The following is a 25,067-nucleotide window of genomic DNA, read 5'->3' as shown; positions in this document are numbered from 1 at the left end:
CCCCGACCGGGAAGGTTTGCCGGCCAGAGCACTAGGCTGCGGATCATGCTCGTAGCCGCCGCCGTCTGTCCCTCGCCGCCGCTGCTCGTGCCGGAGGTCGCCTCGGGCGCCGCCGCCGAACTCGGCGACGCCCGCACCGCCTGCTCCGACGCGCTCGCGGTGCTCGCCGCCTCCCGGCCCGACCTGCTCGTCGTGGTCGGGGCCGCCGACCCGGACCGCAGCGGGCCCTACCCGCAGGGGGCCCGCGGCACCTTCCGCGGGTTCGGGGTCGAGACCGACGTACGGCTCGGGGAGGGTGAGGAGGGTCCGCGCCCGCTGCCCCTTTCGCTCGCCGTCGGTGCCTGGCTGCTGCGGCACGCGCGCTGGGGCGCCGCCCCCGTGGAGGGGCTCGCGGTCGCGGAGCCGCTGGAGAGCGGGCGGTGCCTGGAGGCAGGCCGGGAGCTGGCCGCGCGGGACGCCCGCGTCGCGCTGCTCGTGATGGGTGACGGCAGCGCCTGCCGGACCCTGAAGGCCCCCGGCTACCTCGACGAGCGCGCGGCCGGCTTCGACGCCGCCGCCGCGCGGGCGCTGGGCGCCGCCGACACCGCCGCGCTCGCCGCCCTCGATGCGGGGCTCGCGGCCGAGCTGCTGGCCGCAGGACGGGCCCCCTGGCAGGTCCTGGCGGGCGCTGCCGAAGGCGCCGGGCTGGAGGGGCGCCTGTTGTACGAGGACGCGCCGTACGGGGTCGGGTACTTCGTCGCCGCCTGGTCCTAGGAACCGCCGCTGCGTGCGCTGACGACGGAGCTGCGTGCGCAGGACCCCTCAGGGACACGGGACACGGAACGACTCAGGGGTAAACGGAACGACGCAGGGGCACGGAACAGCGGAGGGGCGCGGAACCGGCTCCAGCCGGTCCCGCGCCCCTTTCCGGTACCGCGTCAGGAAGCTGGGGGCGGCGGCGGCCCGCCGGCGTCCTTGTGCGCGATCTTGCCCAGCGCGTCCTTCGCCTTGCCCGTCCCGCTCGTGATCCGGTCGCTGTACTTGCCGTGGGTCTTGGAGTCCACGGCCTTGGCCACCTTGTCCAGACCCTCGGTGATCTTGCCCTCGTTCTTCTGGGCGAGGTCGCCGACCTTGTCCTTCGCCGGAGCGAGCTTGGCCTTCAGAGTGTCCAGCAGGCCCATGGGTCACCTTCCATTGGCGGTCGCTACGTACGGGCGCCCTCGCCGGCTTCGCTGTCCACGGCCACCTCGGCCGACTGCTGCTTCGGGATCTCCACGGCTTCCGCCGCGGGAGCCTCCGCACCAGCAGGCTCGGCCTCTGCCTCGTCGGCCGTACCGGACTCCGTCGTCACGGCCTCGACCGCGACCTCCTCGGCCGCAACCTCGTCCTTACGACGAAAAAACCGATCAAAAACGCCCATGTCTACTCCCATAACGTTACTCGTGTGAGTGAAGTTCCGCCTTGGCCGGACCGGCCTCCGCCGATCGCGCGCCGCCGGGCGCACGTCGGCCGGAACCTCGCCAGGGCAACGACCCCGTTCCCGGCCCGTCACCTCACCCGATCGGGTACACGCCTCAGGGTTTGCGAGACTGGGGCGGTGAGGAAAGCAGCCCCCGCCCCGCGGGTCATCGCCGTCGTCGGACCCACCGCGGCCGGAAAGTCCGATCTGGGCGTCGCCCTGGCCCGCCATTTCGACGGCGAAGTCGTCAACGCCGACTCCATGCAGCTGTACCGGGGGATGGACATCGGCACCGCCAAACTGACGACCGCGGAACGGGGCGGGGTCCCGCACCACCTCCTCGACATCTGGGACGTCACCGAGACCGCCAACGTCGCCGAGTACCAGCGCCTGGCCCGCATCGAGATCGACAAGCTGCTCGCGCAGGGCCGTACGCCCGTCCTCGTCGGCGGATCCGGCCTGTACGTGCGCGGCGCCCTGGACGCCATGGAGTTCCCCGGCACCGACCCCGAGGTCCGTGCCCGGCTGGAAGAGGAGCTCACCCTGCGCGGCCCCGGCGCCCTGCACGCCCGCCTCGCCGCGTCCGACCCCGCCGCCGCCCGCGCGATCCTGCCGAGCAACGGCCGCAGGATCGTCCGCGCGCTGGAGGTCATCGAGATCACCGGGCGCCCCTTCACCGCCAACCTGCCCGGCCACGAGTCCGTCTACGACACCGTGCAGATCGGCGTCGACGTGGGCCGGCCCGAGCTCGACGAGCGGATCGCGCTGCGCGTGGACCGGATGTGGGAGGACGGGCTGGTGGAGGAGGTCCGCGCCCTCGAAGCCCGGGGACTGCGCGACGGAATCACCGCCTCCAGGGCGCTGGGCTACCAGCAGGTGCTCGCCGCGCTCGCCGGGGAGTGCACCGAGGACGAGGCCAGGGCCGAGACCGTCCGCGCCACCAAGCGGTTCGCCCGGCGGCAGGATTCCTGGTTCCGCCGCGATCCGCGGGTGCACTGGCTCAGTGGCGCTGCCGCCGACCGGGGGGAACTCCCCGGGATCGCCCAGACGTTGGTCGAACGAGCGGTTACAGCCTGATCACGTGATGGCATCGGGACGCCCCGGGCGCCCGTCGGGGGGTCGGGAGCGTGCCATCATCAAACTCCTGGCGGTGCGGTCACCGGCAGTGCATGGCGGCGTACTGAGTCCGAGTGGGGAGGGCGCGTGGCGATGGAGGCCGGCCCTCGTGACACCGGGCAGGGCAACACCCGGCGGGAAGCGGACCCGAAGCTTCTCGACCGGTTGGACGCAAGCGCGGGCGAAAGCGGAACCCGAAGCGGAGCCGGAGCGGAAACCGGAACCGGAACCGGAACCGGCAGCGGGAACGCCGCCGGACCGGAAGCCCCCGGGCTCGGCCTGCCCGCCGAGCCCGCGCGCCTGACACCCGACGGCCCGGACGCGCCGGACGCGGAGCTCGAGGCGGGCGGGCCCGAGTTCGAGGTCGAACTGCGTCCGCAGCGCCGCCTGCGCCTGTGGCAGATCGCCCCCATCGTGATGCTCGCCGCCGCCGGTTCGCTGATGTTCGCCTTCCCGCTCGCCTTCGAGTTCGGCGACGGCGGAGCCGTGGTCGCCATGCTCGGATTCCTCATCAGCTGCTGCGCCGGCGGCTGGGGCATGATGGCCGCGCGCCGCGTCGGCTACACCTGGCCCGGGCTCCCGGCCCGGGGCAGCGGCCGCCGCCCCGACTGGCGCGTGGCCGCGCTGTACGCCGTGGCCGCGCTGGCCCTCGTGGCCCTGGCCGTGTACCGGGTGGCCCGGCTCCGCTGAGTGCCCGCGACCAGCGGCTCGGTACCATGAGCGGGTGACGCAGAACAGCCTCTCCTTCCTCAAGGGCCACGGCACCGAGAACGACTTCGTGATCATTCCGGACCCGGACAACGCCATCGAGCTGTCCGCGTCCGCCGTCGCGAAGCTGTGCGACCGGCGGGCCGGGATCGGCGGCGACGGCGTCCTGCACGTGGTCCGGTCCGCCGCCCACCCGGACGCCGCGCACCTGGCCGATGAGGCGGAGTGGTTCATGGACTACCGCAACAGCGACGGTTCCATCGCCGAGATGTGCGGCAACGGCGTCCGCGTCTTCGCCCGCTACCTGGAGCACGCCGGCCTGGTCGAGCCCGGTGACCTCGCGGTCGCCACCCGGGGCGGCGTCAAGCACGTCCACCTCGACAAGAGCGGCGACGTCACCGTGGCGATGGGCCGGGCGACCCTCCCCGAGGGCGAGGTCACCGTCTCCGTCGGCGAGCGCAGCTGGCCCGCGCGCAACGTGAACATGGGCAACCCGCACGCCGTGGCCTTCGTCGACAGCCTCGAGGACGCCGGGACCCTGTACACCGCCCCGCCGTTCAGCCCCGCATCCGCCTACCCGACCGGCGTCAATGTCGAGTTCGTCGTCGACCGCGGCCCCCGCCACGTCGCCATGCGCGTCCACGAGCGCGGCTCCGGCGAGACCCGCTCCTGCGGCACCGGCGCCTGCGCCGTCGCCGTGGCCACCATCCGCCGCGACGGCGCCGACCCGGCCGCCACCGGCGAGCCCGCCACCTACACCGTGGACCTCCCCGGCGGGACCCTGGTCATCACCGAGCACCCCGACGGGCGGATCGACATGACCGGACCGGCCGTGATCGTGGCCGCGGGCGAGTTCGAGGCGGCCTGGCTCACCGAAACGGCTTTCGCCTGAAGCTTCCCTCTAATGGGTGATCCATTTCACGCTGAGCGAGAGGTGGACTGCGCCACGTGGTGGGGTCGGTAACATCAGGCACCGGCCCTGAGGGCTCACCCCATGCCCACCACCGCCGGTCGAAGCCGCCGGAGGTGCCCATGAGTGCAGAGGCCACGAACCCCGAAGCACACCCCGAAGCGCCCGCTGAGCTCCGTAGACGCGGCCGGACCAGGCTCGATCTGCGTCGACTCGGGCGCGCGGCCCTGCTCGGGCCGACGTCCCGCGACCGGCTCCCGGACGCCATCGGCCACGTCGCCGAGGCCCACCGCGCCCACCATCCGGACGCCGATCTGTCCGTTCTGCGCCGTGCGTACCTGCTCGCGGAGACCTCCCACCGCGGGCAGATGCGCAAGAGCGGTGAGCCGTACATCACACACCCGCTCGCCGTCACCCTGATCCTGGCCGAACTCGGTGCCGAGACCACCACGTTGACGGCCTCTCTCCTCCACGACACCGTCGAGGACACCGACGTGACCCTCGATCAGGTCGGCGAGGAGTTCGGCGACGAGGTCCGCTTCATCGTCGACGGCGTCACCAAGGTGGAGAAGATCGACTACGGCGCCGCCGCCGAACCCGAGACCTTCCGCAAGATGCTCGTCGCCACCGGCAACGACGTCCGCGTGATGTCCATCAAGCTCGCCGACCGGCTGCACAACATGCGCACCCTCGGCGTGATGCGCCCCGAAAAACAGGCCCGCATCGCCAAGGTCACCCGCGACGTCCTCATCCCGCTCGCCGAACGGCTCGGCGTCCAGGCCCTCAAGACCGAGCTGGAAGACCTCGTCTTCGCGATCCTGCACCCCGAGGAGTACGAGCGCACCCGCGCGCTCATCGCGGCCCACGCGGGGGAACGCGACCCGCTGCCCGCCATCGCCGACTCCGTACGGACCGTCCTGCGCGAGGCGGGCATCAGCGCCGAAGTGCAGGTCCGGCCGCGGCACTTCGTCTCCGTGCACCGGATCGCCCTCAAACGCGGCGAGCTGCGCGGCTCCGACTTCGGCCGGATCCTAGTCCTCGTCGGCGAGAACGCCGACTGCTACGCGGTGCTCGGGGAACTGCACACCTGTTTCACACCGGTCGTCTCGGAGTTCAAGGACTTCATCGCCACTCCCAAGTTCAACCTCTACCAGTCGCTGCACACCGCCGTCGCCACCCCCGGGGGCCACGTGGCCGAGGTCATCGTGCGGACCCGGCAGATGCACCGCGTGGCGGAGGCGGGCGTGGTCGCGCTCGGCAATCCGTACGCCACCGCGTCCGCAGCGTCCACCGCGTCCGCCGGCTCGGCAGGGGCTGCGTCGGCCCCCGCCGACGCCCGGACCGGCGCTCCGGACGCGACGGCGGACCCGTACGAGGAGCGGGTGGACCCGACGCGGCCCGGCTGGCTGTCGCGGCTGTTGGACTGGCAGCAGTCCGCGCCCGACCCCGACACCTTCTGGAGCGTCCTGCGCGCCGAGCTGGCCCAGGACCGGGAGATCACCGTCTTCCGGGCCGACGGCGGGACGCTGGGCCTGCCAGCCGGGGCCAGCTGTATCGACGCCGCCTACGCGCAGCACGGCGAGGCGGCCCACGGCTGTATCGGCGCCCGCGTCAACGGGCGCCTCACCTCCCTGTCCTCCGCGCTGTCCGACGGGGACACCGTGCAGCTGCTGCTCGCGCAGGACGCCACCTCGGGACCGGCTGCCGAGTGGCTGGACCACGCGAAGACCCCGGCCGCCCGGATCGCCATCAGCAGCTGGCTCGAAGCCCATCCCGACCGCGCGAGCGCGACCACCACGGCCGCCCGGGCACCGCTCTCCGTGGTCGGGGCGCGCGGCGGCGGGGCCAACGCGGTCGCGGACCTGCCGAACGCCCCCGTACGGCTCGCCGGCTGCTGCACCCCGGTGCCACCCGACGCGGTCGCCGGGTTCGTCGTCCGGGGCGGGGCCGTCACCGTGCACCGCGTCCACTGCGCCGCGGTCGCCCAGATGCGGGCCGTGGGGCGCACCTCCGTCGCCGTGCACTGGCGGGCCACGGCGGACTGCCGGGTCACCCTGCTCGCCGAATCGTTCGGCCGCCCCCATCTGCTGGCCGACCTGACCGAGGCCATCGCCCGCGAAGGGGTCGAGGTGGTCTCCGCGACCGTCGAACCCCCCGTCGAACAGCGGGTCCGGCACACCTACACCCTCCAGCTGCCCGACGCGACCGGACTGCCCGCCCTGATGCGGGCGATGCGGAACGTACCCGGCGTGTACGACGTCAGCCGGGCCTAGCGCAGGGGCGGACCGCTGGCAGGCCCGCCGGAAGGTCCCGTTCGGGTGGACCCGTCGCGCGCCGTCCGCGGCCGTGTGGCGGACGCTGGTATGCGGTGGTGGATGCAGCTCACCTCCCCGCGCCTGCGCGCCGCCCTGCTCGCCGCGGCCTCCCTCACGCTCGTCGCCGCCGTCCTGCCCCCGCCGAAGCCGCTGGGCATCGGCGACCGGCTGTTCCCGGAGCTCGGAAACCCCGGGTACGACGTGCTCTCGTACGACCTGTCCTTCACGTACAAGGACAATCGCACCCCCCTCGACGCCGTCACCGTCATCGACGCCCGCGCCCTGCAGCCGCTCGAGCGGATCAACCTGGACTTCGCCCACGGAAGAGTGGCGTCCGCCGAGGTCAACGGTGAGCCGGCCCGGTTCGAGAGCGTGGGGGAGGACCTCGTCCTGACGCCCGCCCGCCCGGTCACCGCCCACCTGCCGCTGCACATCACCGTCCGGCACACCAGCGACCCGCGCGGGCGCGCCGACGGGGGCTGGGTGCCCACGCAGGACGGCCTGGCCATGGCCAACCAGGCGGACGCCGCCCACCGCGTCTTCCCCTGCAACGACCACCCCGCCGACAAGGCGTTCTTCACCTTCCGGGTCACGGCCCCCGAAGCGCTCACGGTGGTCACCAACGGAGTGCCGGTGGCAGCGGCCCTGCAGAACGGTCCCGTCAAGACGTGGACCTACCGGACCCGCCACCCCATGGCCACGGAACTGGCCCAGGTCTCGGTCGGACGCTCCGCGGTCGTCCACGGCACCGGACCCCACGGACTGCCGCTGCGCGACGTGGTGCCCGCCGCGGACCGCGACAAGCTGGACCCCTGGCTGAGGAAGACCGCGGGCCACATCGCGTGGATGGAGGAGCGCGTCGGCCGCTACCCGTTCGAGAACTACGGCGTGCTGATCGCCCGGGCCACCACCGGCTTCGAGCTGGAGACGCAGACCCTCTCGCTCTTCGAGCACGGCCTGTTCTCGGGCGAGGGCTACCCCGAGTGGTACGTGGAGTCCGTGATGGTCCACGAGCTCGCCCACCAGTGGTTCGGCGACAGCGTCGCCCCTCGCACCTGGTCCGACCTGTGGCTCAACGAGGGACACGCCACCTGGTACGAGGCCCTCTACGCGGACGGCCTCGGCACGTACTCCCTGGAGCGGCGCATGCGCGAGGCGTACCAGCGCTCCGACCAGTGGCGGGCCGCCGGCGGCCCCCCGGCCGCGCCCAAGGCCGCCGCGCCGGGCGAGAAGATCGGCCTGTTCCGGCCCGCGGTCTACGACGGCGCCGCGCTGATCCTCTACGCCCTGCGCCAGGAGATCGGCATCCGGGCCTTCGACCGCCTGGAACGCCGCTGGGTGGCCGAGCACAGGGACGGGGTCGCGGGCACCGAGGACTTCGTGCGCCTGGCCTCGCAGGAGGCGGGACGGGACCTGACGGCCTTCCTGGAGCCGTGGCTGTACGGGAAGACCACCCCGGCGATGCCCGGGCACCCCGAGTGGAGCGGGAAAAGCGTGTGACCCGCGGGGAACGGGCATGTCACCATCGACAGGGCCGTTCGGGGAATCCCCCGGCGGTGTGACACGTTGGACGTGACAGATATCCGAATCGACGTAAGGATCCAATGACCTCCTCTTCTTCCCCTTCCCAGGACGCGCGGGACGCACAGGACGTGCGCGAGTCGCAGAGCTTCACCGAGAGCCTTCGGGCCGATGCCCTGATGGAAGAGGACGTCGCCTGGAGCCACGAGATCGACGGAGACCGCGACGGCGAGCAGTTCGAACGCTCCGAGCGCGCGGCCCTGCGCCGCGTGGCCGGCCTCTCCACCGAGCTCGAAGACGTCACCGAGGTCGAGTACCGCCAGCTCCGTCTGGAGCGGGTCGTCCTCGTCGGTGTCTGGACCTCCGGCACGGTGACCGACGCGGAGAACTCCCTCGCGGAGCTCGCCGCCCTCGCCGAGACGGCAGGTGCCCTCGTACTCGACGGTGTGATCCAGCGCCGCGACAAGCCGGACCCGGCCACCTTCATCGGCTCGGGCAAGGCGCGGGAGCTGCGCGACATCGTCATGGAGAGCGGCGCCGACACCGTCGTCTGCGACGGCGAACTCAGCCCCGGCCAGCTCATCGCCCTCGAGGACGTCGTCAAGGTGAAGGTGGTCGACCGGACCGCCCTCATCCTGGACATCTTCGCCCAGCACGCCAAGTCCCGAGAGGGCAAGGCACAGGTCGCACTCGCGCAGATGCAGTACATGCTTCCGCGCCTGCGCGGCTGGGGTGCCTCGCTGTCCCGGCAGATGGGTGGCGGCGGCGGTGGCGGCATGGCCACCCGAGGCCCCGGTGAGACCAAGATCGAGACGGACCGGCGACGGATCCGCGAGAAGATGGCGAAGATGCGCCGGGAGATCGCGGAGATGAAGACCGGCCGCGACATCAAGCGGCAGGAACGGCGCCGCAACAAGGTCCCCTCGGTCGCCATCGCCGGATACACCAACGCCGGCAAGTCCTCGCTGCTCAACCGCCTCACCGGCGCGGGCGTGCTGGTGGAGAACGCACTGTTCGCCACCCTCGACCCGACCGTGCGCCGGGCCGAAACGCCCAGCGGCCGGATCTACACCCTGGCCGACACCGTCGGCTTCGTCCGGCACCTGCCCCACCACCTCGTCGAGGCGTTCCGCTCCACGATGGAGGAGGTCGGCGACTCCGACCTCATCCTGCACATCGTGGACGGCTCGCACCCGGCGCCGGAGGAGCAGCTGGCGGCCGTCCGCGAGGTCATCCGCGAGGTCGGCGCGGTCAACGTGCCCGAGATCGTGGTGATCAACAAGGCGGACGCGGCGGACCCGCTCGTGCTCCAGCGCCTGCTGCGCATCGAGCGGCACTCCATCGCCGTCTCGGCGCGCACGGGCATGGGCATCGAGGAACTCCTCGCGCTCATCGACTCCGAGCTGCCGCGGCCCGAGGTCGAGGTGGAGGCCCTGGTGCCGTACACCCGCGGATCGCTGGTCGCCAAGGCGCACGCCGAGGGCGAGGTCCTCTCCGAGGAGCACACCCCGGAAGGCACCCTGCTCAAGGTGCGCGTCCACCAGGAGCTGGCGGCGGACCTGGCTCCGTACGCGCTCGCCAAGCGGTGACGTGACGCGCGCACACGCGTAGACAAGGACCGGGCCCCCTGCATCGCAGGGGGCCCGGTCCTTTCACGTGGCCACGGTCATCGCACGTGCCGTGGGCCCTACTTGAACTTGCCGCTCACGGCGTCGAAGATGCCCTTCGCCTCCGGCCCCAGCCGGGGTCCCGCCAGCCAGCCCGCCTTGGCCGGGCCGATCGAGGTGTTCGACACCAGCGCCGGCTTGCCGTCCGCCCCCGCCGCGACCCAGCCGCCGCCGGAGGAGCCGCCCGTCATGGTGCAGCCGATGCGGTACATCACCGGGTCGCTCGCGGTCAGCGACAGCCGGCCCGGCTTGTCCGTGCACTGGTAGGCCTTCTGCCCGTCGAACGGGGCCGCCGCCGGGTAGCCCGTGGCCGTGATGTTCGCGACCTTCGGCACCGCGGGAGCGGCGAACTCCACCGGCAGCGCCGAACCGATCGTCTCCTCCAGGGACTTGCCGCTGCCCTTCTCGGGGGTCACGTGCAGCACCGCGAAGTCGTAGGGGGCACCCGCACCGCCGGTCGGACCGCCGGTCGCGATCCACTGGTCGGAGGTCTGCGCCCAGTCGCTCCACCACACGCCGTACGGGGCCACCTGCTCCCGGGGCGCGCCCTTGAGCTGCGCGGCGGGCTTGCCCGCGTTGTTGTACGACGGAACGAAGGCGATGTTGCGGTACCAGCCGCCGGACTTGCCCGCGTGCACGCAGTGGCCCGCCGTCCACACCAGGTTGGACTTGCCGGGGTGGGCCGGGTCCTTGACCACGGTCGCCGAGCAGACCATCGAGCCCTCGGGCCCGTCGAAGAAGACCTTGCCGGCCTCGGGAACGCTCTGGTGGTAGGGGGCGTTCGCCGCCTTGGCCGCCACCGGTGCCGGGGTCGGGTCCGTGACGCCCTGGTCCTTGCCCGCGTCGGGGTCCACGGACGGCTGCTTCGGCTGCTCCGCGTCACGCATGCGGTCCGGGTCCCAGAGGTCCTCGATGATCGGGTTGATGTAGTCGCCCGCCTCGCGGAGCCAGTCCTCCTTCTTCCAGTTCTTCCACGCACCCCCCTTCCACTTCTCCAGGTCGATGCCGTGCTCCTTGAGCTTGTCCTTGAGCTGGTCCGGGAGCTTGATCCCGTCCGTGCCCGGAAGGCTCGCCGCCACGGTCGGCTTGGCGTCGCCGCCGGCCTCCCCGTCGCCGGGCCCGCAGGCGGCGGCGGTCAGCGCGAGCGCAGCCGCGCACAGGATCGCGGTGACCGGTCGGTTCGGTCGCATGTCGTTCGTCCCCCAGGTGGATTCGAGGCGTGGAGTGCAGCACCCCACTATGCCGCCGAGGTTGGGGACGGCACAGCCCGGGGCGGCGGTTCCCCGCTCGCCCGGCCCGGCGGGCAAGGATCTTGGACCCACCCGTGATCCGTCGCCGTCACCGTCGTTGGTACGTACGGGGGATGGGCGGGCAGCGCTCGTGTTCGAGGCGCAATCCGGAAGAGCACTCCGTGCGGGAGGACCGACACTCGTGGCTTTGACCGAGCCGGCAGCGGCCGCGGCCGCTGCACAGACGACGACGCCGCTGCAGGCGCCGCCCCATGTACCGCCGCAGGGCAGCCGGTTGGCGGTTGCCGGCAGCGCCGGCGGCGCCGTCCTGGCGGACGGCATCCTGCGCAGGCAGGCGCAGCGGGAGTCCGCCGCCCGGACGTACGCGCGCTCGCTGCCCATCGTCCCCGTGCGGGCCCGCGGACTGACGATCGAGGGCGCCGACGGGCGCCGCTACCTCGACTGCCTTTCCGGGGCCGGGACCCTCGCCCTCGGGCACAACCACCCGGTCGTCCTCGAGGCCGTGCGCGGAGTCCTGGACTCCGGGGCTCCGCTGCACGTGCTGGACCTCGCGACTCCGGTCAAGGACGCCTTCACCACCGAGCTGTTCGCCAACCTTCCGCCGGAACTGGCCGCTGACGCCCGCGTCCAGTTCTGCGGACCGGCCGGCACGGACGCCGTGGAGGCCGCCCTCAAACTGGTCCGCACCGCGACCGGCCGCTCCGGACTGCTCGCCTTCACCGGGGCCTACCACGGGATGACCGCCGGAGCCCTGGACGCCTCGGGCGGAGCCCAGGACGTACGGGTGACCCGGCTGCCGTACCCGCAGGACCACCACTGCCCGTTCGGGGTCGGCGGCGCCGAGGGAGCCGAACTCGGCGCCCGCTGGACGGAGAACCTGCTGGACGACCCCAAGGGCGGCGTGCCCGCCCCGGCCGGGATGATCCTCGAACCCGTGCAGGGCGAGGGCGGGGTCATCCCCGCCCCGGACGCCTGGCTGCGCCGGATGCGGGAGATCACCGCGGCCCGGGGGATCCCGCTGATCGCGGACGAGGTGCAGACGGGGGTCGGCCGGACCGGCGCGTTCTGGGGGGTCGACCACGCCGGTGTGGTGCCGGACGTGATGGTCCTGTCCAAGGCGATCGGGGGCAGCCTGCCGCTCGCGGTGATCGTGTACCGGGCGGGCCTGGACGTGTGGACCCCCGGCGCCCACGCGGGCACCTTCCGCGGCAACCAGCTCGCCATGGCCGCCGGAACCGCCACGCTCGCCTTCGTCCGCGAGAACCGGCTCGCCGAACGGGCGGCCGCCCTGGGCGAGCGGATGCTCACGTCCCTGCGCGGCCTGGCCGCGGCCCACCCGTGCATCGGGGACGTACGCGGCCGCGGCCTGATGATCGGCATCGAACTCGTCAACCCCGACACCGGGACCGCCGCACCGTCCCTCGCTGCCGCCGTCCGTCAGGAATGCCTGGACCGGGGTCTGATCGTCGAACTCGGCGGCCGCCACAACACCGTCGTCCGCCTGCTCCCCCCACTGACCCTGACCGACGAGCAGGCCGCGGCGGTCCTCGACCGCCTGGCCGACGCCATCCCGGCCGCCGCCCGGCGGACCCACTGACCCGCACCCCGAGGACCCGCGATGCCCGATCCGCACCAGTCCACCCCGCCCCCGCCCCAGGCGCCTCCCACCCCACCCCAGGCCCAGCCCTCCCCCCAGACCCACAGCCCGGCGCCGACGCAGAACCCCTCCCAGACCCCGGCTCCGTCCCCAAGCCCAGCCCCGACCCACCCCTCCCCCCAGCCCCCGACTCCGCCCCAGAGCCAGCCCCCGGGCCTGGCTCCGGCCCCAGCCCCGCCGTCGGCGTCGGCTCCGGCCCAGGCGTCGGCCCCAGCTCCGGCGCAGAGCCAGCCCCCGGGCCTGGCTCCGGTGCACGGGCCGGCCCCGGCGCAAGGGCAGGCCTCAGCTCCGGCCCAGGCGTCGGCCCCGGCCCAGGCGTCGGCCCCAGCTCCGGCGCAGAGCCAGCCCCCGGGCCTGGCTCCGCTGCATGGGCCGGCCCCGGCGCAAGGGCAGGCCCGGGCGTCGGCCACGGCTCCCGTGTGCGGGCAAGGCCAAGCTCCGTCCCCAGGCCTGGCCCCCGCCCTCGGGCAGACCCAGGCTCCGGCGCAGGGCCAACCCCCGGCTCCGGCGCAAGGCCAGCCCCCGGCTCCGGCCCAGCCCCAGACCCCGGCTCCGGCCCCCGTGCAGGGTCAGGCCCAGCCCCACCCCCAGGCCCCGTCGCAGGTGGCCCAGCCCCCGGGCCCGGTTGCTCCGGCGCAGGGGCAGGCCCCAGCCCAGGGTTCGGGGGAGGGGCACGCGGCGGCCGACCCCGCGCCCCGACCCCTGCCTCCCGTGCAGGCGGCGCCGGCCGTTCCGCCGGAACACCCGCAGCCGGGCGGTCCGGCCGCCGACGGCGGAGCCCCGCGACAGGAGCCCCCCGGGGCCGGCACCGGGGCAGCGGCCACCGTGCCGCGCCAGAAGGACGGCACGCCCAGACCCCGGCCCGGCTGGGCGGTGCCGGCCGGAGCGGTGCCGACCGCGCGGCCCGACCTCCTGGACCACCCGGACGCGGCCGTCGCCGCCGAGGCGGCGGCGGTCGAGAACCTGCTCCGGTGCTGGATCCGCGAAGCCGCCATCCGCCGGCCCGACGGCCCCGCCGGAACCCCCCTGCGGATCCCGCTCCCCGCATCCGGCACGGCCCTGGTCGTCCCCGTCCGGTACTGGTCCGCCACGGGCTGGCACCGCTTCGGCCCCGCCCGGCTGGCCGGCGCTCCCGCCACCGCCCGCGCCCTGGACGCCGTCACCGTCGCCGCCCTCATCGCCCGCGAAGGCGCGATCCCGGGCCCGGGCCCGGTCCCGCCCGAGGGCTTCGGCGCGATCCGCAGCAGCGCCGACCTCGTCGGCCGCGTAGCCGATTCGGTCCGCCGCACCGCCGAGTTCATCGCCGACCGTCGCGAACGCCCGGCCGCCCCCGCCGTCATCGGCGTGGACCGCTTCCTCACCGCCGAACAGTCCCTCCTCCTCGGTCACCCCCTCCAGCCGGACCCGAAGAGCCGCGAAGGACTCTCCGAGACCGAAGTACGCCGCTACTCACCCGAACTCCACGGCTCCTTCCCCCTGCACTGGTTCGCGGTCGCCCCCTCCGCCCTCGCCACCGAATCCGCCTGGACCGAGCGCGGCCGCCCCGTGTCCGCCGCCCAGCTCCTGAGCCGACTCGCCCCCGGACTCGCACTGCCCGACGGCGCCACCCCCCTTCCCCTCCACCCCTGGCAGGCCCGCGACCTGCTCCAGCGCCCCGCCGTCACCGCCCTGCGCGACGCCGGACTCCTGCACGACCTGGGACCCCACGGCGCCCCCTGGTATCCCACCTCCTCCGTACGCACCGTCCACCGACCCGGTGCACCCGCGATGCTCAAGCTCTCCCTGGGCCTGCGCATCACCAACTCCCGCCGCGAGAACCTCCGAAAGGAGCTCCACCGCGGAGTCGAAGTGCACCGGCTGCTCCGCACCGGCCTCGCCGAGCAGTGGCAGGCGGCCCACCCAGGCTTCGACATCGTCCGCGACCCCGCCTGGGTCGCCGTCGACTCCCCGGACGGCACCCCCGTCCCAGGACTCGACGCCCTGCTGCGCCACAACCCCTTCCGCTCGGGCGACGACGCCGTCTGCATCGCCGCTCTCACCGCATCCCGTCCATGGCCCGGCCGGACCACCATGAGCTCCCGGCTCGCCGAGATCGTCTCCGGTCTCGCCACCGCCACCGGGCACACGACCTCCGCCGTCGCCGCCGAGTGGTTCCTGCGCTACCTCGACCACGTCGTCCTGCCGGTCCTCGCCTTCGACGCGCTCGCCGGCATCGCCCTCGAATCGCACCAGCAGAACACCCTGGTCCTCCTCGACCCGGCCGGCTGGCCGGTCGGCGGCCGCTACCGCGACAACCAGGGCTACTACTTCCGCGAGTCCCATCGCGCGGAACTGGAGCACCGGCTCCCCGGAATCGGCAGCCGCAGCGACACCTTCGTCTCCGACGCCGTCACCGACGAACGCTTCGCCTACTACCTGGGCATCAACAACGTCCTCGGCCTGATCGGGGCCTTCGGATCCCAGCGGCTCGCCGACGAACGCGTACTCCTCGCCGCTTTCCGCCGCTTCCTCGGCAAGGCCGCCGGCCTCGGCCCGCTCCCTGCGAAGCTGCTCGACTCGCCCACCCTGCGCTGCAAGGCGAACCTGCTCACCCGCCTGGGCGGCCTCGACGAACTCGTCGGCCCCGTCGACACCCAATCCGTCTACGTCACCATCACCAACCCCCTCCACGATTGACGCGTCGGAACCGACGCGGGGAAGAACCCGATGCCCACCACAGACGCCCCCGCCGGGTCCGCCGGCTCGACCACGCACGCCACCGGCACGGTCCGCGCCCATGACGACACGGTCGAACTACGACTCCCCCCAGGGCTGTTGCCCCTGCTCGCCGAAGCGGACCTGCTCGACTCCCCGGCCACCTGGGGCAGCACCGACACTCCTGCCGGAGCCTTCCGCCTCGAACCCGTACGACCGGGGCGTGACCTTGAGCTCCTCACCGGCTGGATGAACGACCCCGAAGTGGCCGCCTACTGGGAGCTCGCCGGCCCCGCCGAGGTCACCGCAGCCCACCTGCGCGCCCAACTCGACGGTGACGGCCGAAGCATCCCTTGCCTTGGCCTCCTCCAGGGCACACCGATGAGCTACTGGGAGATCTACCGGGCCGACCTCGACCCGCTCTCCCGTCACTACCCGGCGCGCCCCCACGACACGGGTATCCACCTGCTCATCGGAGACGGCACGAACCGCGGCCGCGGTCTGGGCACCACCCTGCTGCGCGCCGTCGCCGGCCTGGTCCTTGACAACCGCCCTCGCTGCACACGCGTCATCGGGGAACCGGACATCCGCAACACCCCCTCCGTGTCGGCCTTCCTGAGCTCTGGTTTCCGTTGTTACGCCGAAATCGACCTTCCCGAGAAGCGCGCCGCCCTGATGATCCGGGAGCGGGCGCTGCGCAATCTCCTCTGAGTGCCGCCCCGCGCCCGACCTTCGTCGCCGCTTCGCACCTCTCCCTTCGAAAACTCTGCGTCACGCAGCAAAGTTCCCGATCTCCGAGGAGTCCCGTGCCGAATTTCCCCGCAGCCCCCGACTCCGCAGAAACCCCGCTGCCTCCGTCGCCCCAAGACCCGTGCACGCCGCCCGAACTCACCCCCGCGACCTGGGACCCCGCCGCCCGCCGCCTGCTCGCCAAGATGCTCGCCGAGTTCGCGTACGAGGAGATCATCAGCCCCGTTCCCGCCCCGGCTGCCGCGGGTGACGCGTGGAGCCTGACCCTGGACGACGGCAGCGTCCTAGGCTTCCGGGCCCGCCGCCGCTCGTACGACAGCTGGCACGTCAACCCCGACACGATCACCCTCACACCGCCCACACCCTCCACACCGCCCCCGCCCTCCACACCGCCCGCACCCTCCACACCGCCCGCACCCTCCACACCGGCCCCTCCCGCCCCCTCGTCGGCACCATCCGCGCACCCCCCGGGCGCCTCCGCGCAGCCGTCGGCCGCCTTCGGGGATCCGTACGCCTTCCTCATGCGCTCCCGCACGCTCCTCGGCCTCGACGGAGCCACCCTCGGCCACCTGGTCCGAGAGCTCAGCGCCACCCTCGCCGCCGACGCCAGGATCGACCACACCGCGCTCACCGCCGACGTCCTCGCCGACCTCGACTACGCCCTCCTCGAGGGCCACCAGACCGGTCATCCCTGGCTCGTCCTCAACAAGGGCCGCGTCGGCCTCTCCTCCTCCGACACCGCCGCCTGGGCGCCGGAGGCCCGTACCCGCCAGCGGCTGCCCTGGCTCGCCGCCCACACCTCGCTGGCGACCTACCGCGGGACCGCCGGTCTGGAGGAGCCCGCCCGGCTCTACGCCGCCGAGCTGGACCCGGCCACCCGCTCCGGCTTCGACCGGGCCCTGCGCGACCGCGGCCTCGACCCGCTCCACTACCTCTACCTGCCGGTCCACCCCTGGCAGTGGGACGAGGTCGTCCTCCCGCTCTTCGCCCCCGCCCTCGCCTCAGGCGCCCTCGTACCGCTCCCCGCCGACCCCGACATGCGGCTGCCCCAGCAGTCGATCCGTACGTTCCTCAACCTCACCCGCCCCGACCGCCACAGCGTCAAGCTCCCGCTCTCCGTCTTCAACACCATGGTCTGGCGCGGCCTGCCCAGCGACCTGACCCTCGCCGCCCCCGCCGTCACCGCGTGGATCCACTCCCTGCGCGACGCCGACCCCTTCCTGCGCGAGGAATGCGGGGTCATCCTGCTGGGCGAGGTCGCCTCCGTCACCGTCCGCCACCCCGTCTACGAGGCGCTTCCCGAGGTCCCGTACCAGTACAAGGAGCTCCTCGGCGCGATCTGGCGCGAGCCCTTGACCGGACGCCTCGCACCCGGCGAGCGCGCCCGCACCCTCGCCTCCCTCCTCCACACCGACCCCCGCGGCCGGTCCTTCACCGCCGAACTCGTCGCCCGCTCCGGGCTGACCCCCACCACCTGGCTGCAGCGCCTCTTCGCCGCCCTGCTGCCTCCGCTCCTCCACTTCCTCTACCGCTACGGCACCGTCTTCTCCCCGCACGGCGAGAACGCCATCGTGATCTTCGACGAGCGCGACGTCCCGGTCCGGCTCGCGGTCAAGGACTTCGTGGACGACGTCAACATCAGCGCCGAACCGCTGCCCGAGCTGGACTCCCTGCCCGACGAGGTCCGGGCCGTCCTGCTCACCGAGCCCGCCGACTTCCTGCCCCAGTTCATCCACTCCGGGCTCTTCGTCGGCGTCTTCCGCTACCTCTCGGCGCTGTGCGAGGACCGCCTCGGTGTTCCGGAGGCAGAGTTCTGGTCCCTCGTACGGGCGGAGATCCTCCGCCACCAGGCCCGCTTCCCCGAGCTGAAGGACCGCTACGAGCTCTTCGACCTGCTCGGCGAGCGCATCGGAAGGCTCTGCCTGAACCGGAACCGGCTCTACGAGGACGGCTACCGCGACCGCTCCACCCGTCCGCACGCCGTCGAGCACGGCACCGTCCCCAACCCCCTGTACCGGCCATGACCCCTCGCCGGTGCGCTCGCTGTCGGTGGGGCCCCGTAGGGTTGGGAGTGCTATGACGAAGCCCTCCCTCCCCGACCTGCTGCACGCCGCCGTCTCCGCCGTCGGCGGCACGGAGCGCCCCGGCCAGGTGGCCATGGCCGAAGCCGTCGCCGAAGCGATCGACGACAACTCCCACCGGCTCATCCAGGCGGGAACCGGCACCGGAAAGTCCCTCGGCTACCTGGTGCCGGCCCTCGCCCACGGTGAGCGCGTGGTCGTGGCCACGGCGACCCTCGCGCTCCAGCGGCAGCTCGTCGAGCGCGACCTGCCCCGGACGGTGGAGGCACTGCATCCGCAGCTGCGCCGGCGCCCGCAGTTCGCCATGCTCAAGGGCCGCTCCAACTATCTGTGCCTGCACCGCCTGCACGAGGGTGCACCGCAGGACGAGGAGGAGGGCCTCTTCGACCAGTTCGAAGCGGCCACCCCCACCAGCAAGCTCGGCCAGGACCTGCTGCGCCTGCGCGACTGGGCGGACGAGACGGAGACCGGCGACCGCGACGACCTCACGCCCGGCGTCTCGGACAAGGCCTGGTCGCAGATCTCCGTGTCCTCCCGCGAGTGCCTGGGCGCGACGAAATGCGCGTACGGGGCCGAGTGCTTCGCCGAGGCGGCCCGCGAGCGGGCCAAGCTCGCGGACGTGGTCGTCACCAACCACGCACTGCTCGCCATCGACGCCATCGAGGGCGCGCCGGTGCTGCCGCAGCACGAGGTGCTGATCGTGGACGAGGCCCACGAGCTGGTCTCCCGGGTGACCGGCGTCGCCACCGGCGAACTCACCCCTGGGCAGGTCAACCGGGCCGTGAAGCGCGCGGCCAAGCTCGTCGACGAGAAAACGGCCGATGCCCTGCAGACCGCCTCGGAGTCCTTCGAGCGGGTCATGGAGCTGGCGCTCCCGGGCCGGCTGGAGGAGATTCCCGAGGACCTCGGCTATGCGCTGATGGCGCTGCGGGATGCCGCGCGCAACGTGATCTCGGCGATCGGCGCGACCCGCGACAAGTCCGTCCACGACGAGGACGCCGTCCGCAAGCAGGCCCTGGCCGCGGTGGAGAGCGTCCACGCGGTGGCGGAGCGGATCACCAACGGCTCCGAGTACGACGTCGTCTGGTACGAACGGCACGACCGCTTCGGCGCCACCCTGCGCGTCGCGCCCCTGTCGGTGTCGGGCCTGTTGCGCGAGAAGCTCTTCGAGGACCGCTCCGTGGTGCTGACCTCGGCCACCCTCAAGCTCGGCGGTGACTTCAACGGAGTCGCGGCCTCCCTTGGCCTGTCCCCCGAGGGGGTCGAGGGGGACGACGCACCGGTCTGGAAGGGCCTGGACGTCGGCTCGCCGTTCGACTACCCGAAGCAGGGCATCCTCTATGTCGCCAAGCACCTGGCCACGCCCGGTCGCGAAGGCACGCGCGGCGACATGATGGACGAGCTCGCCGAACTGATCGAAGCGGCGGGCGGACGTACCCTCGGGCTCTTCTCCTCCATGCGCGGAGCCAAGGCGGCCGCCGAGGAACTGCGCGGCCGGCTCGACAACCCGATCCTGCTCCAGGGCGAGGAGACGCTGGGCGAGCTGATCAAGGCGTTCGCGGCCGACCCGAAGACCTGCCTGTTCGGGACGCTGTCCCTGTGGCAGGGCGTGGACGTCCCCGGCCCCAGTTGTCAGCTGGTGGTGATGGACAGGATTCCGTTCCCGCGCCCCGACGACCCGCTGATGAGCGCCCGGCAGAAGTCGGTCGAGGAGCACGGCGGCAACGGGTTCATGGCCGTCGCCGCCACGCACGCCGCGCTGCTGATGGCCCAGGGCGCGGGCCGTCTCGTACGGGCCATGGGCGATCGCGGTGTGGTCGCGGTCCTGGATCCCCGCCTGGCCACCGCCCGGTACGGGACCTTCCTGCGGGCCACGCTGCCGGACTTCTGGTACACGACGGACCGGAACCAGGCCCGCCGCTCGCTGGCCGCCATCGACGCCTCGGCGAAGGCCGACGGCAAGTAGACCTCCGCGAGAGCGGCGGAGTGCAGCCGTACAGCGACGGGGTGCAGCCCTGGGGAGCGGAGGCGCGACCCGTAAGAACCGGGAGAACCCCTGTAAGAACCGCGACCCCGTAAGAAAAACAGAGCAACCCCCGGGACCGGCGCAGTGGGTCCCGGGGGCTGGACGGGGGCGGCGGGGTCAGACCCGCCGCAGTACCGCGACGACCTTGCCGAGAATGGTCGCCTCATCGCCGGGGATCGGCTGGTAGGAGGCGTTGTGCGGGAGGAGCCAGACGTGGCCGTCCTCGCGCTTGAAGCGCTTGACGGTGGCCTCGCCGTCCAGCATCGCGGCGACGATGTCGCCGTTCTCGGCGACCGGCTGGCGGCGGACCGTGACCCAGTCGCCGTCACAGATGGCGGCCTCGATCATCGAGTCGCCGACGACCTTGAGGACGAAGAGCTCACCGTCGCCGACGAGCTGGCGGGGGAGCGGGAACACGTCCTCGACGGATTCCTCGGCGAGGATCGGGCCGCCAGCCGCGATCCGGCCGACCAGGGGAACGTACGAGGCGGCGGGCTTGCCGGTGGTGTCCGTGGGCTGCGAGCTGGGCTGGTCGGAACCGCGCACCTCGTACGCCCGCGGGCGGTGCGGGTCGCGGCGCAGGAAACCCTTGCGCTCCAGAGCCATCAGCTGGTGGGCGACGGACGACGTGCTGGACAGGCCGACCGCCTGGCCGATCTCCCGCATCGACGGCGGGTAGCCGCGCCGCTGCACGGAGTCGCGAATGACCTCGATGACCCTCCGCTGCCGGTCCGTGAGCCCGGAGCTGTCGGCGCGGATGCCTGGAGGTCGACCTGGCAGCGAGCGTGCGGGGCGTACGGGCTCCGCCTCCGGGTTCAGGTTTGCGTCGTTCATGGCATGCACCGGCTCAAGTCGGCTCTGGGAGCGGTTCTGGGCAGTGATGGCGGCACTGTCTGCGGTGGTGGTCACGTCGGCCCCTCTCGAAATGTTCTCCCTAGCTGGACAACGGTAGTTGCTTTCGAAAGGTTGCGCCAAACACACGTTCGAGTGAAAAATCGCGGATCGTCCCTCGTGGGTAAAACGAGGGGTGTATGGGCGATCGGTTCGCCGAACGCGGGTTCGGCTCGGCATCCGCTGCTTACGGTACCCTTCCCGGTCGGGTCGCGACCCTCCGGGTCCGGCCCCAGTGTGGCACCGCGCGGCCTCGTATCCGGGTATCGGACGCTGCGACACGCGGAGCCGGGTAAATCCACCGCAACCCAAGATCTAGTGGTTGGATGTGCCCAGCTGCCCAGAAGTTGTGGTCCTCGGGTCCGCCGGGGGTCCCGACATCGCATATGCTGGTGGCTGCTTCACCAGCCCCCGGCAGAGCTCGTCTCTGCCGTTCCGGGGTCTCGTGAGGTGATTCAGTCGTGCCAAGAGGGAGGGTGAGGGAACCATGCACTGCCCCTTCTGCAGGCACCCCGACAGCCGCGTCGTCGACAGCCGCACCACGGACGACGGCACGTCGATCCGCCGGCGCCGTCAGTGCCCCGACTGCTCCCGTCGCTTCACGACGGTGGAGACGGCCTCGCTGATGGTGATCAAGCGCAGCGGGGTGACCGAACCCTTCAGCCGTACCAAGGTCATCTCCGGCGTGCGCAAGGCGTGCCAGGGGCGGCCGGTCACCGAGGACGCCCTCGCCAAGCTCGGCCAGCGGGTCGAGGAGGCGGTGCGCGCCACCGGGAGCGCCGAGCTGACCACCCACGACGTGGGTCTGGCCATACTCGGCCCGTTGCAGGAGCTCGACCTGGTCGCGTACCTGCGGTTCGCGTCCGTCTACAAAGCGTTCGACACCCTCGAAGACTTCGAGACCGCCATCGCGGAACTGCGCGAGCGGCGGCCTCACCCCGAAGAGTGCGGGCCCGGTGGGACCGGTTCGGTCCCCGTGCCCGCCTCCGCCGCCGACTGACCGGACGGCCCTCGCCCCGGTGCTCGCGCACCGAGGTGTGGCCGGTCAGCCGCGCGAAGAGACGCAGATACAGATACACAGCACCGTGCCGCGGAATAGCGCTGGCACTTTAGGGCGTTTTGCCCGCATTGGGAGGCGGCATGACAGAGACGGCGAGCAGCTCGGCACGTGGTTCCCGCGCCAAGGGGACCAAGGCAGCCAAGGGCGGCCTGCGTATCGAGCGCATCCACACCACCCCCGGCGTGCACCCTTACGACGAGGTGAGCTGGGAGCGCCGTGACGTCGTCATGACCAACTGGCGCGACGGCTCGGTCAACTTCGAGCAGCGTGGCGTCGAGTTCCCCGACTTCTGGTCGGTGAACGCGGTCAACATCGTCACCAGCAAGTACTTCCGCGGCGCGGTCGGCACCCCGCAGCGCGAGACCGGTCTGAAGCAGCTGATCGACCGGATCGTGAAGACGTACACGAAGGCCGGCGAGGACAACGACTACTTCGCCTCGCCCGCGGACGCGGAGATCTTCGAGCACGAGCTGACCTACGCGCTCCTGCACCAGATCTTCAGCTTCAACTCCCCGGTGTGGTTCAACGTCGGCACGCCCCAGCCGCAGCAGGTCTCCGCCTGCTTCATCCTGGCCGTCGACGACTCCATGGAGTCGATCCTCGACTGGTACAAGGAAGAGGGCATGATCTTCAAGGGCGGCTCCGGCGCCGGCCTGAACCTCTCCCGCATCCGCTCCTCCAAGGAGCTCCTCTCCTCCGGCGGCAACGCCTCCGGCCCGGTCTCCTTCATGCGCGGCGCCGACGCGTCCGCAGGAACGATCAAGTCGGGCGGTGCCACCCGCCGCGCGGCCAAGATGGTCGTCCTGGACGTGGACCACCCCGACGTCGAGGCCTTCATCGAGACCAAGGTGAAGGAAGAGGAGAAGATCCGCGCCCTGCGCGACGCGGGCTTCGACATGGACCTGGGCGGCGACGACATCACGTCCGTCCAGTACCAGAACGCCAACAACTCCGTCCGTGTGAACGACGAGTTCATGACGGCCGTCGAGAACGGCACCAAGTTCGGCCTGCGCGCCCGCATGACCGGCGAGGTCATCGAGGAGGTCGACGCCAAGGCGCTCTTCCGCAAGCTCGCCGAGGCCGCGTGGGCCTGCGCCGACCCGGGCATCCAGTACGACGGTGTGATCAACAACTGGCACACCTGCCCCGAGTCCGGCCGCATCACCGCGTCCAACCCCTGCAGCGAGTACATGCACCTGGACAACACGTCCTGCAACCTCGCCTCGCTCAACCTGATGAAGTTCCTGAACGACGACGGCAAGGGCAACCAGTCCTTCGACGCCGAGCGCTTCGCCAAGGTCGTCGAGCTCGTCATCACCGCGATGGACATCTCCATCTGCTTCGCGGACTTCCCGACGCAGAAGATCGGCGAGAACACCCGCGCCTTCCGCCAGCTGGGCATCGGCTACGCCAACCTCGGAGCCCTGCTGATGGCCACCGGCCACGCGTACGACTCGGACGGCGGCCGCACCCTCGCCGCGTCGATCACCTCGCTGATGACCGGTACCGCCTACAAGCGCTCCGCCGAGCTGGCCGCCATCGTCGGCCCGTACGACGGCTACGCCCGCAACGCCGAGTCGCACAAGCGCGTCATGAAGCAGCACGCCGACGCCAACGCCGTCGCGCCGCGCACCGAGGACCTGGACAACGCGATCTGGGCCGCGGCCACCGAGGCCTGGCAGGACGTCCTGCGCCTCGGCGAGAAGAACGGCTTCCGCAACTCCCAGGCCTCCGTCCTGGCGCCGACCGGCACCATCGGTCTGGCGATGTCCTGCGACACCACCGGTGTCGAGCCGGACCTGGCCCTGGTCAAGTTCAAGAAGCTCGTCGGCGGCGGCTCGATGCAGATCGTCAACGGCACCGTCCCGCAGGCCCTGCGCCGCATGGGGTACCAGGAAGAGCAGATCGAGGCGATCGTCGCCCACATCGCCGAGCACGGCAACGTCGTCGACGCGCCGGGCCTGAAGGCCGAGCACTACGAGGTCTTCGACTGCGCCATGGGCGAGCGTTCCATCTCCCCGATGGGCCACGTCCGCATGATGGCCGCGATCCAGCCCTGGATCTCCGGCGCGATCTCGAAGACGGTCAACATGCCGGAGACGGCGACCGTCGAGGAGATCGAGGAGATCTACTTCGAGGCGTGGAAGATGGGCGTCAAGGCGCTCGCGATCTACCGCGACAACTGCAAGGTCGGCCAGCCCCTCTCCGCCAAGAAGAAGGAGGAGGAGAAGGAGGAGGTCACCACCAAGACGGAGGAGACCATCCGCGCCGCCGTCGAGAAGGTCATCGAGTACCGCCCCGTCCGCAAGCGCCTCCCCAAGGGCCGCCCGGGCATCACCACCTCCTTCACGGTCGGTGGCGCCGAGGGCTACATGACCGCGAACTCCTACCCGGACGACGGCCTGGGCGAGGTCTTCCTGAAGATGTCCAAGCAGGGCTCGACCCTCGCGGGCATGATGGACGCCTTCTCGATCGCCGTCTCGGTCGGCCTCCAGTACGGCGTGCCGCTGGAGACCTACGTCTCGAAGTTCACGAACATGCGCTTCGAGCCGGCCGGTATGACGGACGACCCGGACGTGCGGATGGCGCAGTCGATCGTCGACTACATCTTCCGCCGCCTGGCGCTGGACTTCCTGCCCTTCGAGACCCGCTCGGCCCTCGGCATCCACACCGCCGAGGAGCGCCAGCGCCACCTGGAGACCGGCTCCTACGAGCCCCTCGAGGAGGAGCTGGACACCGAGTCCCTGGCGCAGTCGGCCCCGCTCGCCGCGGTGCCGTCGGCCCCGAAGCCGGTCGAGCCCGCCGTGCCCGTCCCGGCTCCCAAGACGGCGCACAGCAGCGCCGAACTGGTCGAGATGCAGCTCGGCGTCTCCGCCGACGCCCCCCTGTGCTTCTCCTGCGGGACGAAGATGCAGCGCGCCGGCTCCTGCTACATCTGCGAGGGCTGCGGCTCCACCAGCGGCTGCAGCTGACGTCCGCTGAT

At 72.2% G+C, this 25,067-nt stretch carries 18 protein-coding genes; 14 read left to right on the top strand and 4 right to left on the bottom strand.

All coding sequences use genetic code 11. The features are described 5' to 3' along the window. Positions 1–45 precede the first annotated feature (45 nt). Entirely contained in the window at positions 46–753 is a 708-nt protein-coding gene (locus tag AB0D44_RS06175; protein WP_362585103.1) for a hypothetical protein, read from the top strand. 164 nt (positions 754–917) lie between these two features. On the opposite strand, the gene AB0D44_RS06170 is transcribed toward AB0D44_RS06175, so the two are convergent. Next, complete coding sequence (locus AB0D44_RS06170; RefSeq protein ID WP_362585101.1) at positions 918–1,160, bottom strand: antitoxin; 243 nt, start codon at positions 1,158–1,160, stop codon at positions 918–920. 23 nt (positions 1,161–1,183) lie between these two features. Continuing rightward, the gene (locus tag AB0D44_RS06165) at positions 1,184–1,399 is read right to left on the bottom strand and encodes a gliding motility protein (protein WP_362585099.1); all 216 of its coding nucleotides are present in this window, start codon (positions 1,397–1,399) and stop codon (positions 1,184–1,186) included. 177 nt (positions 1,400–1,576) lie between these two features. On the opposite strand from AB0D44_RS06165, the gene miaA reads away from it, so the two are divergent. From miaA to hflX, 6 genes are all read left to right on the top strand, one after another. Continuing rightward, positions 1,577–2,515, top strand: a complete 939-nt coding sequence (gene miaA, locus AB0D44_RS06160; RefSeq protein ID WP_362585097.1) for a tRNA (adenosine(37)-N6)-dimethylallyltransferase MiaA — start codon at positions 1,577–1,579, stop codon at positions 2,513–2,515. Between the two features lie 132 nt (positions 2,516–2,647). Further along, a complete protein-coding gene (locus AB0D44_RS06155) occupies positions 2,648–3,244 on the top strand; it encodes a hypothetical protein (protein WP_362585176.1) in 597 nt (198 codons plus the stop codon). Between the two features lie 34 nt (positions 3,245–3,278). Continuing rightward, positions 3,279–4,154 (top strand): diaminopimelate epimerase, encoded by an 876-nt coding sequence (dapF, locus tag AB0D44_RS06150; protein ID WP_362585094.1) that lies wholly within the window; start codon positions 3,279–3,281, stop codon positions 4,152–4,154. A 140-nt stretch (positions 4,155–4,294) separates the two neighbouring features. Then, positions 4,295–6,445, top strand: coding sequence for an HD domain-containing protein (locus tag AB0D44_RS06145; protein WP_362585091.1), 2,151 nt, complete (start codon positions 4,295–4,297; stop codon positions 6,443–6,445). Between the two features lie 102 nt (positions 6,446–6,547). Beyond that, positions 6,548–7,987 (top strand): M1 family metallopeptidase, encoded by a 1,440-nt coding sequence (locus AB0D44_RS06140; RefSeq protein ID WP_362585088.1) that lies wholly within the window; start codon positions 6,548–6,550, stop codon positions 7,985–7,987. Positions 7,988–8,091: 104 nt separating this feature from the next. Beyond that, positions 8,092–9,597, top strand: a complete 1,506-nt coding sequence (hflX, locus tag AB0D44_RS06135) for a GTPase HflX (protein WP_362585085.1) — start codon at positions 8,092–8,094, stop codon at positions 9,595–9,597. A gap of 98 nt (positions 9,598–9,695) precedes the next feature. Here the strand turns inward: hflX and AB0D44_RS06130 are convergent, their stop codons facing one another. After that, positions 9,696–10,865, bottom strand: a complete 1,170-nt coding sequence (locus AB0D44_RS06130; protein ID WP_362585082.1) for a hypothetical protein — start codon at positions 10,863–10,865, stop codon at positions 9,696–9,698. Between the two features lie 334 nt (positions 10,866–11,199). On the opposite strand from AB0D44_RS06130, the gene AB0D44_RS06125 reads away from it, so the two are divergent. The 5 genes from AB0D44_RS06125 to AB0D44_RS06105 all read left to right on the top strand — a co-directional run bounded on the left by AB0D44_RS06125 (position 11,200) and on the right by AB0D44_RS06105 (position 20,073). Next, positions 11,200–12,522 (top strand): diaminobutyrate--2-oxoglutarate transaminase family protein, encoded by a 1,323-nt coding sequence (locus AB0D44_RS06125; protein ID WP_362585173.1) that lies wholly within the window; start codon positions 11,200–11,202, stop codon positions 12,520–12,522. Between the two features lie 933 nt (positions 12,523–13,455). Further along, complete coding sequence (locus tag AB0D44_RS06120) at positions 13,456–15,258, top strand: IucA/IucC family protein (RefSeq protein ID WP_362585170.1); 1,803 nt, start codon at positions 13,456–13,458, stop codon at positions 15,256–15,258. Positions 15,259–15,288: 30 nt separating this feature from the next. Next, the gene (locus AB0D44_RS06115; protein ID WP_362585079.1) at positions 15,289–15,987 is read left to right on the top strand and encodes a GNAT family N-acetyltransferase; all 699 of its coding nucleotides are present in this window, start codon (positions 15,289–15,291) and stop codon (positions 15,985–15,987) included. Positions 15,988–16,082: 95 nt separating this feature from the next. Next, entirely contained in the window at positions 16,083–18,050 is a 1,968-nt protein-coding gene (locus AB0D44_RS06110) for an IucA/IucC family siderophore biosynthesis protein (protein WP_362585076.1), read from the top strand. Positions 18,051–18,102: 52 nt separating this feature from the next. Continuing rightward, positions 18,103–20,073 carry an ATP-dependent DNA helicase gene (locus AB0D44_RS06105; RefSeq protein ID WP_362585074.1) on the top strand — a complete coding sequence of 657 codons (1,971 nt, stop codon included), beginning with the start codon at positions 18,103–18,105 and terminating at the stop codon, positions 20,071–20,073. A 177-nt stretch (positions 20,074–20,250) separates the two neighbouring features. On the opposite strand, the gene lexA is transcribed toward AB0D44_RS06105, so the two are convergent. Continuing rightward, positions 20,251–21,042, bottom strand: coding sequence for a transcriptional repressor LexA (lexA, locus tag AB0D44_RS06100; RefSeq protein WP_362585071.1), 792 nt, complete (start codon positions 21,040–21,042; stop codon positions 20,251–20,253). Positions 21,043–21,511: 469 nt separating this feature from the next. Between lexA and nrdR the strand changes: the two genes are divergently transcribed. Together nrdR and AB0D44_RS06090 are read left to right on the top strand one after the other, a co-directional pair. After that, positions 21,512–22,024 (top strand): transcriptional regulator NrdR, encoded by a 513-nt coding sequence (gene nrdR, locus AB0D44_RS06095; protein WP_362585069.1) that lies wholly within the window; start codon positions 21,512–21,514, stop codon positions 22,022–22,024. A gap of 140 nt (positions 22,025–22,164) precedes the next feature. Further along, the gene (locus AB0D44_RS06090; protein WP_362585066.1) at positions 22,165–25,056 is read left to right on the top strand and encodes a vitamin B12-dependent ribonucleotide reductase; all 2,892 of its coding nucleotides are present in this window, start codon (positions 22,165–22,167) and stop codon (positions 25,054–25,056) included. Positions 25,057–25,067 lie beyond the last annotated feature (11 nt).

Origin of the sequence: Streptomyces sp. NPDC048349 (genome assembly GCF_040651925.1) — a bacterium.
GTDB lineage: Bacteria > Actinomycetota > Actinomycetes > Streptomycetales > Streptomycetaceae > Streptomyces.
The sequence above is the reverse complement of the archived record's forward strand: the minus strand, read 5'-3'. Positions and strand labels throughout refer to the sequence as shown.

Coding starts and splice junctions, on each gene's coding strand:
- AB0D44_RS06175 (WP_362585103.1), top strand. CDS start 46: ATGCTCGTAGCCGCCGCCGTCTGTCCCTCGCCGCCGCTGCTCGTGCCG.
- AB0D44_RS06170 (WP_362585101.1), bottom strand. CDS start 1,160: ATGGGCCTGCTGGACACTCTGAAGGCCAAGCTCGCTCCGGCGAAGGAC.
- AB0D44_RS06165 (WP_362585099.1), bottom strand. CDS start 1,399: ATGGGCGTTTTTGATCGGTTTTTTCGTCGTAAGGACGAGGTTGCGGCC.
- AB0D44_RS06155 (WP_362585176.1), top strand. CDS start 2,648: ATGGAGGCCGGCCCTCGTGACACCGGGCAGGGCAACACCCGGCGGGAA.
- AB0D44_RS06145 (WP_362585091.1), top strand. CDS start 4,295: ATGAGTGCAGAGGCCACGAACCCCGAAGCACACCCCGAAGCGCCCGCT.
- AB0D44_RS06140 (WP_362585088.1), top strand. CDS start 6,548: ATGCAGCTCACCTCCCCGCGCCTGCGCGCCGCCCTGCTCGCCGCGGCC.
- hflX (WP_362585085.1), top strand. CDS start 8,092: ATGACCTCCTCTTCTTCCCCTTCCCAGGACGCGCGGGACGCACAGGAC.
- AB0D44_RS06130 (WP_362585082.1), bottom strand. CDS start 10,865: ATGCGACCGAACCGACCGGTCACCGCGATCCTGTGCGCGGCTGCGCTC.
- AB0D44_RS06115 (WP_362585079.1), top strand. CDS start 15,289: ATGCCCACCACAGACGCCCCCGCCGGGTCCGCCGGCTCGACCACGCAC.
- AB0D44_RS06105 (WP_362585074.1), top strand. CDS start 18,103: ATGACGAAGCCCTCCCTCCCCGACCTGCTGCACGCCGCCGTCTCCGCC.
- nrdR (WP_362585069.1), top strand. CDS start 21,512: ATGCACTGCCCCTTCTGCAGGCACCCCGACAGCCGCGTCGTCGACAGC.
- AB0D44_RS06090 (WP_362585066.1), top strand. CDS start 22,165: ATGACAGAGACGGCGAGCAGCTCGGCACGTGGTTCCCGCGCCAAGGGG.